This window comes from Streptomyces sp. SID3343, assembly GCF_009865215.1.
In the GTDB taxonomy this organism is placed as follows: domain Bacteria; phylum Actinomycetota; class Actinomycetes; order Streptomycetales; family Streptomycetaceae; genus Embleya.
On record NZ_WWJX01001201.1, the window covers coordinates 1 to 11,049 of the forward strand.

An 11,049-nucleotide genomic window follows, 5' to 3' on the forward strand; every position below is an offset into this window, starting at 1 on the left:
ATGCGGTCGAGCCGGCCGGCCCCGCGAAGACGACCGAGGCCCCCGCCACAGCCGCCGAAACCCCGGGCGAGACCGTCTCCGCGAGCACCGCGAAGAAGCCCGGGAAGGCCGGCGAGCAGGCCGGCGCAGGCCACGTCGTCGAGTCCGGCCCCGATGCCGGGCATACTCGTATCTCGTGACTGTCAATCCCGGCTCGCCCGAAATCCGTACTCTTCCCGTTCCCGATGGCCTCGAAGGCGAGCGGGTCGATGCCGCGCTCTCGCGGATGTTCGGCTTCTCGCGCACCAAGGCGGCCGAGCTGGCCGCCGGCGGGAAGGTGCAGCTCGACGGCAAGGCGGCCGGAAAGTCCGACCGGGTCAACGGCGGGGCGTGGATCGAGGTCGAGATGCCCGCCGGGCCCCGGCCGGTCCAGCTCGTCGCCGAACCCGTGCCCGGCATGCGGATCGTGCACGACGACGACCACATCGTGGTGATCGACAAGCCGGTCGGCGTGGCCGCGCACCCCAGCCCCGGGTGGACCGGGACCACCGTGGTCGGCGGCCTCGCGGCGGCCGGCTACCGGATCTCCACGTCGGGCGCCGCCGAGCGCCAGGGCGTCGTGCACCGGCTCGACGTGGGCACCTCCGGGCTCATGGTGGTCGCCAAGTCCGAGCGCGCGTACACGCTGCTCAAGCAGCAGTTCCGCGACCGCACCGTGGACAAGCGCTATCACGCGCTCGTGCAGGGTCACCCCGACCCGCACACCGGCACGGTCGACGCGCCGATCGACCGCCATCCCACCCACGACTACAAGTGGGCCGTGGTGATGAGCGGTAAGCCCAGCGTCACGCACTACGACACGATCGAGGCGTTTCGCGCCGCGAGCCTGCTGTCGATCAAGCTGGAGACCGGCCGTACGCACCAGATCCGAGTGCACATGGCGGCCCTGCGGCACCCGTGCGTCGGCGACCTGACCTACGGCGCCGACCCGACCCTGTCCAAGCGCCTGGGGCTGGAGCGGCAGTGGCTGCACGCGGTGAGCCTGGGCTTCGAGCACCCCGGCGACGGCTCGTGGGTGCAGTACGAAAGCACCTACCCGGCCGACCTCGCGGCGACGTTGGAGCGGGTCATGGACAAGTGGACCAACGGCAAGTGATCACAATCGGCCGCGCCTGAGCAGTGAGGCGCGGCCGAATCGGGGGAAGCCTCGCAGGATCGAACAGGGATCGATCCGTTGGGGGTGATGCGTGGATCAGCTCACGCTGCTGTTCCTGCTGATGTTCGGCACCGTCCTGGTCGTGCCGCTCGCGGGACGGCTGCGGCTGCCGTTCCCCGTCCTGCTCACCCTGTACGGGGTGCTCTTGGGTTGGCTGCCGTTCGTGCCGACGCTGCGGTTCGACCCCGAACTGCTGCTGCCGCTGTTGCTGCCGCCCCTGCTGTACGCGGCGGCGCAGCGCTCCAGTTGGCGTGAGTTCGCCGCGAACGCGCGGCCCATCATGCTGCTCGCGGTCGCGCTCGTGCTGGTCACCACGGTCGTGGTGGCCGCCGTCGCGAACGCGATGATCCCGGGGCTTCCGCTCGCGGGCGCGGTCGCGCTCGGGGCGCTGGTGGCGCCGCCGGATCCGGTGGCGGCGACGGCGGTGGCCGGGAGCCTGCGGTTGCCGCGGCGGCTCGTGTCGATCCTGGAGGGCGAAGGGCTCTTCAACGACGTCACCTCGCTGGTGCTCTATCAGGTCGCGGTCGCGGCGGTGGTCAGCGGAACGTTCTCGCCGGCGCGGGCCGTCGGGGTGTTCGCGCTCTCGGCCGTGGTCGGCGTCGGGATCGGCTTCGCGGTCGGCTTCGCGGGCCGACTGCTCCTCGCGCGCCTGGGCGAACCGAATCTGCAGACCCTGCTCACGCTGCTGGTGCCGTTCATGGCCTACGTGGTCGCCGACCAACTGCACGGCTCGGGCGTACTCGCGGTACTCACCACCGCGTTCTATCTCGGTTCGGTGGCCGAGGACGCGGACAACGTGGTGGGCCGGCTGACCGGTCGCTCGTTCTGGGAGGTCGTCGACCTCGTCGTCACCGGCGTCGCGTTCGGCGTGATCGGCCTGGAGATGTGGGAGATCTTCCACGGCATCCACGGCGACCGGGGCCGGCTGCTGTGGCAGGCCGGCGCGGTCGTGCTGGTGCTGATCGTGGTCCGCGGTCTGTGGCTGTTCCCCGTCGCGGCGCTGGCCCGGCGGCTGCACAACAAGCTGCCGACCTCCGGCGAGACGCAGACCCCAGACCCGCGCGAGACCGTGGTCGTCTGGTGGGCCGGCATGCGCGGCGTGGTCACCATCGCGCTCGCCCTCGCGCTGCCGCTGACCACCGACGCGGGCGATCCGTTCCCCGAGCGGCAGCGACTGCTCGCCATCGCGTTCTGCGTGATCGTGGTGACGCTGCTGCTCCAAGGCGTGACCCTGCCGTGGCTGGTGCGCCGACTCGACGTGCGCGAGGCGGACGACGTCGACAGCCTGGAGGAGCGGCTGATCGCGGCCACCGCGACCAAGGCCGCGCTGCACCGACTGCGTGAACTGGACGAGGAGCGCGACCTCCCCGACGAGATGGTCCAGCGGCTGCGGGCCCGACAAAAGGCGCTGCTCGCCGAACTCACCCCGGACGGCGCGGTCGAGGAACTCGCCGACGCGGTGATCGCCCGCTCCAAGCGGATCAAGCTCCTGCACGAGATCGAGGGCGAGATGAACGCCGCCGCCCGCCGCGAGGTGATCGCCGCCCGCAGCCGGCGCGGCGTCGACCCGGCCGCCGCCGACCGCGTGCTGCGTCGCCTCGACCTGCGCAGCATGCGGTGATCGCGGCCGGTACGGTGGATCCTTTGCCCCGCCCGCACCTCTGGGAAGGACCCCCGTGGCCCGCATCGTGTTGTTCCACTCGGCCTATGGACTTCGCCCCGCCGTGCACGCCGCGGCCGAGCGGCTGCGGGCGGGCGGGCACGAGGTGACGGTGCCCGATCTGTACGACGGGCGCACCACCGAGTCCGTCGAGGCGGGCATGGACATCAAGGACGAGATCGGCGCCGACGAGTTGATCCGGCGGGCCGTCAAGGTGGCCGCGGGACTCGGTGAGGGCCTCGTCTACGCCGGGTTCTCGCTCGGCGCCTCGATCGCGCAGAACGCGGTGTTCGCCGACCGGGCCGCGGCCGGCCTGCTGATGTTCCACGGCACGTCCGACCTGCGCGAGGACGCGGCCACCGAGGTGCCCGTGCAGTTGCACGTGGCCGAGCCGGACCCGTTCGAGACCGAGGACTGGCTCGGCACGTGGTACCTGGGCATGCGCCGCGCCGGGGCTGACGTGGAGATCCACCGCTACCGCGGCGCGGGCCACCTGTTCACCGACGCCGACCTCGCGGACTACGACCGCGAGGCGGCCGAGCGTGCCTGGGCGATCGCCTCGGACTTCCTGAGCGAGATCGACGCGGCTGCGGCCGCCGCCTCCGACCCGGGCTGAGGCTTCTTGGCGAGGTCCACGTAGCGGCGCGGCCCGGCCGGCTGCGCGGGTATCTGCGGCTGCGGCCTGGCCTTCGCGAAGCGGCCGTTGCCGCTGTACGGGCCCACCGCCTCGTTGCCCAGCGGCGCGGGGGCCGTCGCGATCCTGGGCAGCGCGTACGGGTGCTCGCAGCGCAGGTAGTCGAGCAGCTTCTCGCGCACCTCGCAGCGCAGCGTCCACAGGTCGTCGGAGTCGCGCGCGGTCACCACCGCGCGGACCAGGATCGTGGTGGGCGTGGTGTCCGTGACGTACAGGCTCCAACCCTGGCCGTCCCACAGACCGGTGTCCTTGAGGATCCGGTGCAGTTCGTCGCGCAACTCGCCCACCGGGGCCGAGTGGTCCAGATGCAGGAAGACCGTGCCGGTCATCCGGGTGTCGGTGCGCGACCAGTTCTCGAACGGCCGGGACGTGAAGTACGACACGGGCATCACGATCCGGCGCTGGTCCCACGTGTTGACCACCAGGTAGGTCAGGGTGATCTCCTCGATCGTGCCCATCTCCTGGTTCACCACGACCGAGTCGCCGATCCGGACCATGTCGCTGAACGCGATCTGCAACCCGGCGAACAGGTTGGCGAGCGCGCTCTGCGCGGCCAGACCGGCGACCACACCCAGCAGACCGGCCGACGCGAGCAGGCTCGTACCGATCGTCTTCATCCCGGGGAAGGTCATGATCATCGCGGCGAACGTGATGATGCCCACGATCGCGACGGCGGTTCGTCGGATCAGCGCGATCTGGGTCTCGATCCGGCGCACGCGCCGCGTGTCGGTCGCGTTCGCGGCGTAGCGCTCGAACGACGTGTTCACCAACAACGTGACCGCGTGCACGATCAGCCACGCGCACGTGGCGATCACCAGGAGCACCAGGATGTGCCGGATCATGCCGCGGCTGCGCTCGGGCAGCCCCGCCGCCGGTTCCGCGAGCAGCAACACGCTGAAGCCGAACGTCGCGACGACCGACGCCCGGCCCCGGCGCATCATCGACCACAACGGTCCCGTGAGCGGCTTGCGGGTCTGTACTTCGCGGGCCAGCCGGGCCATGCCCCACGTCACCAGCCCGGTGAAGACGATCACCGAGACGAGCACGATCAACGGGCGAAGTATGTGCCACACATCCACGTCGAGAGCCTCCTAGGGGGCTTGTGGTCAAACGGGTACGGTACCCCAGCGCGCGGAAGTTACCGTCGCGTGCGATGCGGGATCGAGCGACCTCCGCAGGCGTCCTCGGGACGCTACCGTGCGATCAGGCGGCGAGTGGAACGAAGGGCGCGCGATGTCCAAGTGGACCAGGATCGGCAAGGCCGGCTTCGGCGCGATGCGACGGGGACAGCGCTTCCGCGACGCCTCCAGGGTCGCGGAGGAACGTTCCGCCCGACACGGCGCGGTTCCCGTCGGCCCGGACGTCGACACCAAGCTCACCGCACGTCAGGCCGCCCTGTTGATCCGCTACCTCGTCGGCAAGGTCGTCCTCGGCCGACTCGAATTCCTGTTCCTGCTCAAGTACCTGCTGCTGATCACCGGCGTACCCCTGTTGTTCCTGTTTCCGCCACTGGGCTTCGTGCTCGTCGTGCTGTTCGCCCTCGCCGCCCTCGTGCAGTGGGTGATCGCCCGGGCGATCGGGCGCCTGGCCGCGTTCCATCGCCTGGACGCCGCCGAGGACGAGATGACCGACGCCGCGACCGTGTGGTGGCCCAACCTCAAGCGCGAGACCGCCCGGGTCGGCCTGCCGACCCGGCCGCTTGCGCTGCTGCGCCTGGCCGCCGCGCGCGCCACCCGGCGATTGGACCCGCAGCGGGAAGCCGCGCTCGCCGAGATCGACTGGCGCGCGGTGATACCGCGTGAGCAGTGGCAACGGGCCCGAGTGCTGCTCGCACGGGAGGCGGGCGGCCGGGCGGCGACGGAGACGGCGTAGAGTCGTCTCGTCGTGTGCCGAGCCGACCCCGCGCGTCCAACGTCGGGCCGCCGGTCGGCACAGCGGCTCGACAAGCCTTGACAAGCCTTCAGGACGACGCGCGGGGTCGGATGTACAAGCTGCCCGGAACGGACGAGCGGAGCGTGACCATCCCCGGCGAGCCCACCGTGGCCGAACCGTGCTTCACGGTTCGCGCACTCACCAGGACGTATCGCACGGGGCGTCGGCGCGACCGGCACGTGGTCACCGCCAACGACGCGATCGACCTCGACGTGCGGCGTGGCGAGATCTTCGGACTCCTGGGCCCCAACGGCGCCGGCAAATCCACCCTCGTGCGCCAGTTGACCGGCCTGCTGCGCCCCGACACCGGATCCATCGACCTGCTCGGCCACGACCTGGTCCGCCGGCCCGACATCGCCGCGCGACTGGTGGCCTACCTCGGCCAGGAGTCCGGCGCGCTCGACGAACTGACCGTCGCGCTCGCGATCGAGACCACCGCCCGACTGCGCGCGCTCGACGCGCCGGCCGCCCGGGTCGAGCGCGACGCGGTGATCGACGAACTCGACCTCGGGCCGATCGCGGACCGCCCGCTCAAAAAGCTCTCCGGCGGTCAGCGCCGACTCGCGTGCGTGGCCACCGCGCTCGTCGGCTCGCGCCCGGTGCTCGTCCTGGACGAGCCCACCACCGGCATGGACCCCGTCGCGCGGCGCGCGGTGTGGGCCGCGGTGGACCGCCGGCGCGGCGAGCAGGGCGCGACCGTCCTGCTCGTGACGCACAACGTGATCGAGGCCGAGACCGTGCTCGACCGGGTGGCCGTGATCGACGAGGGCCGGGTGATCGCGTGCGACACGCCCGGCGGCCTCAAGGCGATGGTCGGCGACGAGGTCCGACTCGACCTGGTGTGGCGCGCCGACCCGCCGATGGACGACCCGGCGGTGAGCATGCTCGCGCAGAGCGCGGTGCGTACCGGGCGGCGCTGGAGCACCCGGATGGAACCCGGGGTGGCCCGCGAACTGCTCGCCGGCGTCACCTCCGGGCCCGCGTTCGAGGCACTCGACGACTTCACGCTGTCCACGCCGAGCCTGGAGGACGTCTACCTCGCCCTCGGCGGGCGCCACCAGGGACTGGTCAAGGGATGAAGGTGTCGACGCCGTTGAGTACCGAAACCGCGCCGCCGCGCGTGTTCGCCGCGGTCGAACCCGCGCCGGCCACGCCGCTGTGGGCCGGGCTGCTGACCGTGTACCGCGCCCAGTTGTCCCGGGTGCGCGTCTCGCGCGTCCCGCTCCTGTTCGTCGCGGTGTTCCAGTCGGTCGGCATCATGATCTTGATGCGCGGTGTCGTGGACACCGGCAGCGACACCGCGCGCGAGGCGGTCGTGGCCGGGTCCAGCGTGCTCGTGGTCGCCTTCGTCGCGCTCAACCTGCTCGCCCAGCACTTCGGCACGCTGCGCGCGGCCAACGCGCTCGACTACTACCTCACGCTGCCCGTGCGCCCGGCCGCCGTCGTCCTGGGCATCGCCGCCGCGTACGCGTCGTTCACGCTGCCCGGCACGGTGGCGACGGCCGTCATCGGCGCGCTGATGTTCCAACTGCCGCTGGCCAACCTGTGGGTGCTGCTCCTGGTCGTACCGCTGTCCGGGGCGGCCCTGGCCGGGATCGGCGCGGTGTTCGGCCTGCTCGCGCCGCGCCCGGAGTTGGCCACCCTGCTCGGCCAGCTCGGCATGTCGGTCGCGCTGCTGCTCGGGGTGATCCCCGAGGACCGGATGCCCGGCCCGATCGGCCTGGCCCGCGACGTGTTGCCGTCCTCGTACGGGGTGGACGCGTTCATCGCCAGTTACGGCGACCCCGACTGGGCGGCGGTGGCCGGCAACCTCGCGGTGTGCGCCGCCGTGGGAGTCGTCATGCTCTCCCTCGCCACGTGGTCGTTCCGGCGCAGTACGCGTGCCTGACGCGGCACCGGCGCGCGCGGAGCCCGAGCCCACTCACACCGTCGTACGGGGCGCCCCCGTACGACCCGAGACCGACATGGGACGCTGACGAGATGACCGCTCCCGGGGAGTTCGTCCCCTACCCGTCGTCCGAGGGCGCCCACGTGGGCTTCGCGCCCGGGTCCGAGTCACCGCCCAACGTGTGGCGGCGCTACCGCTCGGACCTGCTCGCGTTCGCCGTCGTGGTCGCGGCCTGCCTCGTGGTGGGCGCGCTCGTGGGACTGGTGTGGGAGCAGGTCACGCCGCACTGGCCGCTGAAGGCGACGAAGGACGGCGTGTTCTCGTCGACGACCGAGCCCGAGACCTCGATCGCGCAGGACGGCTGGTTCGCGGTGTGCTCCATCGTGGCCGGCATCGTGCTCGCGCCACTGGCGTTTTGGCGCTTTCGCCGCCAAGGCGTCGCGACCGCCGTCGGGCTCGCGCTCGGCGGCGTCGCCGGTGCCTACCTCGCGTTTCGGATCGGTGTGTGGCTGGGGCCGGACGACATCTTGGAACAGGTCCGGAAGGTCGGGTTGAACAAGGAGTTCGACCACCCGCTCGACCTGCAGGCCAAGGGCATCCTCTACCTGTGGCCGATCGCGTCCATGGTGATCTTCCTGGGCCTGAGTGCGGGCTTCGCGCCCGCCGACAAACCGGCGCCGCGCTACGTCAACCCCTACCTGAGCGGGTGGAACCAGGGCCCGGGCGGGTCGGACGCGCGGCCGGTCGACCTGTTCAAGCACGACACGCACGCGGACGCGGCGGCCGGGCACGGCGCGGACGCCGTCGGGCACGATGCGGACGTCGACCTCACCAAGCGCCCCGAGGACCAGGGCTGACCCGACGTCAGGCTCGGCCGATCGGCGCGGTCACCGCGTCGGTCAGGCGGACCAGGTCGGCCGGGGCCACCTCGATCTCCAGGCCGCGGCGACCGGCCGAGACGTACACGCTCTCGTGTGCCAGGGCCGAGGCGTCCACGACGGTGGGGTGCCGGCGCTTTTGGCCCAGCGGGCTGATCCCGCCCAGCACGTAGCCGGTCGCCCGCTCCGCCGCCGCCGGATCGGCCATCGCCGCCCGCTTGCCGCCGACCGCCGCCGCGAGGGCCTTGAGGTCGAGCTTGCCCGCGACCGGGACGACAGCCACCGTCAGTGCCCCGTCGACGTCGGCGAGCAGCGTCTTGAACACCCGGCCGGCCGACACCCCGAGCACCGCGGCGGCCTCCTCGCCGTAGGACGCCGCGTCGGGGTCGTGGGCGTACGCGTGCACCGTGTAGGCGACGCCCTCGCGGGTGAGCGCGACGGTCGCCGGAGTGCCCTGACCGCCCTTGGCCTTGCCCTTTGCCATGCCCCCGACCTTCGTTCAGTGCCGGACCCCGTGGTGACCCGGTCGCGCTGCCGTGCCCGGTCGGGCCGGTGTCGCTAGTTGAGTTCGATGTTCTGGCGCAACAGGTCCACCGCCGGCAACGACGGCAGGTGATCCAGCAGCGCGGCCTCCAGGCGCAGCAGCTCGATCTCCGCGGTCAGCCGCTCGCCGGCGGTCTCGGCTTCGAGCAGGCGCTGCTTGTCGTGCGAGTCGAGCACCACCGCGGCGGCCACCAGATACGACAACACGACCGGGTCGTCGGGCAGTTCGGGCAGGCTTATCGGAGTTCGCTGCTGCGCCGACAGCAACCGGCGCTGATACTCGGCGAACGCGCGTGTCGCCGCGAGCGCGAGCACGTCGGCCCGGTCCCCGACCGGATCGTCGAGGTATTCGACCTCGGCGTACAGATACGGACCCGAGTCGTCCACCGACACCACGCGAAAGCGCGTCGCGCCGGTGGCCACGAGGTCGTAGCGCCCGTCCTCGTGCGACTTGATCGTGGCGACCTCGGCGGTACACCCCACCGGGTACAGCACGTCGAGGGGATCACCCGCGAGGTCGCCGACCTCGCGCCCGGTCCGCAGCGCGACCACCCCGAACCGCTGCTCCCCCTGGGGCAGCACCTCCAGATCGCCGACCAGCGCGCGATACCGCTCCTCGAAGACGTGCAGGGGCAGCACCAGACCCGGGTAAAGCACCGAGTCGAGTGGGAAAAGCGGAAGCCGGTCGGTCACGGTGACCAAGAGTAGGCCCTGCTCGACGAATGGCGCCGAGCGTATCGATTCACGCCCGATTGAGCACCCGAGTGGCCCCGGCCGCCGCGGCGCCGGCGAGCACCCAGCCGAGCAGGATCAGCGTGTAGGCGAGCCATTGGGTGGGGCCGGTGGGCTTCCAGGCGCTGTCCTGACCGAGCGTCACCACCGGCAGCAGCAGGTCCAGGGTGTACCAGAACGGGTTCCAGTGCGGCGCCTCGTCGGCCTTGAGCGGCGCGGGCCGGTCGGCGGCGAACACCGCGGTACCGACCGCGACCAGCGCGATCAACCAGCCGAGGGCGCGGGCCGGACGGTAGCCGTAGCCGATCGCGACGTCCTGGACATGGCCCCACAGCCGGCCCGGGACGCCGAGCGTGTCGCGGCGGCGGCGCTGCTTGGCCAGCAGGACGCTGCGGGCGTCCTCGTCCTCTCCGGCGGCACGGTAGACGCCGGCGAGTTGGTCGTAGGGCTGGGGGGCGTAGTCGGCGGTGCCGCGCTCGACCCAGTCGATCCGGTCGGACACCGTCGCGGGAGACGCCGCGCGACGCGTCGTATAGGTCAGTTCGGCGATCTCCAGATTGCCGCGCGGAGGCCACGTGTGCGGGGTGTCGGTGAGGATCCCCACCGACGCGCCGTTGAGCACGATCCGACCGAGCGCCGGGGCGCTCAGCGCGAGATGGAACCCGTTCGCGACGGCCCGCCACAGGGTGAGTTCCTCGTCCGGGTTCGCGCACGCGACGCCGCCGGACAAGACGATCGCGCCGCCCGTGCGGGCGTCGTTGAGCCGGATCGAACCGACGACCGAGAAGCCCGCGGTGATGAACAGCGAATGCTCGACCGATATCCGGCCGAGATCGAGCGCCAGCGCGCCCGGCCGCTCGATCCGGGCCCCGGGGAACAGCAGCGGCCCGCCGAAGCGCGCTCCGTGCAGACTCACCTGACCGGTGAGCACCGAGCGATTGAAGCTCGCGTCCGCGCCGACCTGGAGCCCGTTCCCGAACACCGCCCGGTCGTACTCGCCCGGCCCCACCACGCAGTCGTCGATGCGCAGGTCGTTGTCGATCCGGGCGTCCAGGATGCGGATCCCGCTCGGGACGACACAGCACGTGAGCGACAGGTCGCCGTCCACGCGCAGATTGCGGCCGTACAACGCCGGAATCACGCACTCGTGCGCGAGGATGGTCACCGTGGACGCGACGTTGAGGGTGATCGGCTTCTCGAACCGGCAGCGGGTCCACGAGATGTAGGCGTCCAGTCGCCCGCCGCCCAGTTCCAGCCGGCCGGTGACCAGCGCTCCGGTGATCCGCAACGCCGTGGTGTGACCGGGTTCGGGTTCCGGCGGTTGGAGCAGGAGCCGGGCGAGCACACTCGCCCGGATCACCCGATCCCCACCCCACACCGCACCGTTGCGCGGATCGTCGTCCGCCGCCACGCCCGCGCCCAGATCCAGCCGCTCACCGCGCCGATACGCCTCCCACAGGCGCAGCTCGGACGCGGTCAGGTGCGGTGGTGGTGTGCTCATCCGTCGTCCCCCGACAGTGGAAGGCT

11 protein-coding genes are annotated in these 11,049 nt (G+C 71.7%); 7 read left to right on the forward strand and 4 right to left on the reverse strand.

Going from position 1 to position 11,049, the window contains the following annotated elements; translation table 11 throughout:
* Positions 1 to 175: 175 nt before the first annotated feature.
* The 3 genes from GT354_RS37710 (at position 176) to GT354_RS37720 (ending at position 3,471) form a co-directional block, all read left to right on the forward strand.
* On the forward strand, positions 176 to 1,135 hold the full coding sequence (locus GT354_RS37710; RefSeq protein WP_161360888.1) for an RluA family pseudouridine synthase: 960 nt from the start codon (positions 176 to 178) through the stop codon (positions 1,133 to 1,135).
* 91 nt (positions 1,136 to 1,226) lie between these two features.
* The gene (locus tag GT354_RS37715; protein WP_161360889.1) at positions 1,227 to 2,816 is read left to right on the forward strand and encodes a Na+/H+ antiporter; all 1,590 of its coding nucleotides are present in this window, start codon (positions 1,227 to 1,229) and stop codon (positions 2,814 to 2,816) included.
* Between the two features lie 55 nt (positions 2,817 to 2,871).
* Positions 2,872 to 3,471: a dienelactone hydrolase family protein gene (locus GT354_RS37720; RefSeq protein ID WP_161360890.1), complete on the forward strand. Its 600-nt coding sequence runs from the start codon at positions 2,872 to 2,874 to the stop codon at positions 3,469 to 3,471.
* Here GT354_RS37720 and GT354_RS37725 read toward each other — a convergent pair.
* Positions 3,375 to 4,628, reverse strand: a complete 1,254-nt coding sequence (locus GT354_RS37725; protein WP_161360891.1) for a mechanosensitive ion channel family protein — start codon at positions 4,626 to 4,628, stop codon at positions 3,375 to 3,377. The two genes, GT354_RS37720 and GT354_RS37725, sit on opposite strands and share 97 nt — an antisense overlap.
* Before the next feature lie 154 nt (positions 4,629 to 4,782).
* Here GT354_RS37725 and GT354_RS37730 point away from each other — a divergent pair, with 154 nt between their 5' ends.
* The 4 genes from GT354_RS37730 (at position 4,783) to GT354_RS37745 (ending at position 8,226) form a co-directional block, all read left to right on the forward strand.
* Positions 4,783 to 5,421, forward strand: a complete 639-nt coding sequence (locus tag GT354_RS37730; protein WP_161360892.1) for a hypothetical protein — start codon at positions 4,783 to 4,785, stop codon at positions 5,419 to 5,421.
* 110 nt (positions 5,422 to 5,531) lie between these two features.
* A complete protein-coding gene (locus GT354_RS37735; protein WP_161360913.1) occupies positions 5,532 to 6,560 on the forward strand; it encodes an ABC transporter ATP-binding protein in 1,029 nt (342 codons plus the stop codon).
* Entirely contained in the window at positions 6,557 to 7,369 is an 813-nt protein-coding gene (locus tag GT354_RS37740) for an ABC transporter permease (protein WP_161360893.1), read from the forward strand. The genes GT354_RS37735 and GT354_RS37740 overlap by 4 nt, the downstream gene beginning before the upstream one ends.
* A gap of 92 nt (positions 7,370 to 7,461) precedes the next feature.
* Complete coding sequence (locus tag GT354_RS37745) at positions 7,462 to 8,226, forward strand: hypothetical protein (RefSeq protein WP_161360894.1); 765 nt, start codon at positions 7,462 to 7,464, stop codon at positions 8,224 to 8,226.
* A 7-nt stretch (positions 8,227 to 8,233) separates the two neighbouring features.
* Here GT354_RS37745 and ybaK read toward each other — a convergent pair whose 3' ends face one another.
* The 3 genes from ybaK to GT354_RS37760 all read right to left on the reverse strand — a co-directional run bounded on the left by ybaK (position 8,234) and on the right by GT354_RS37760 (position 11,023).
* Complete coding sequence (ybaK, locus tag GT354_RS37750; protein WP_161360895.1) at positions 8,234 to 8,731, reverse strand: Cys-tRNA(Pro) deacylase; 498 nt, start codon at positions 8,729 to 8,731, stop codon at positions 8,234 to 8,236.
* A 74-nt stretch (positions 8,732 to 8,805) separates the two neighbouring features.
* Positions 8,806 to 9,492: an LON peptidase substrate-binding domain-containing protein gene (locus GT354_RS37755; protein WP_161360896.1), complete on the reverse strand. Its 687-nt coding sequence runs from the start codon at positions 9,490 to 9,492 to the stop codon at positions 8,806 to 8,808.
* A 40-nt stretch (positions 9,493 to 9,532) separates the two neighbouring features.
* Entirely contained in the window at positions 9,533 to 11,023 is a 1,491-nt protein-coding gene (locus GT354_RS37760; RefSeq protein ID WP_161360897.1) for an oxidoreductase, read from the reverse strand.
* Positions 11,024 to 11,049 lie beyond the last annotated feature (26 nt).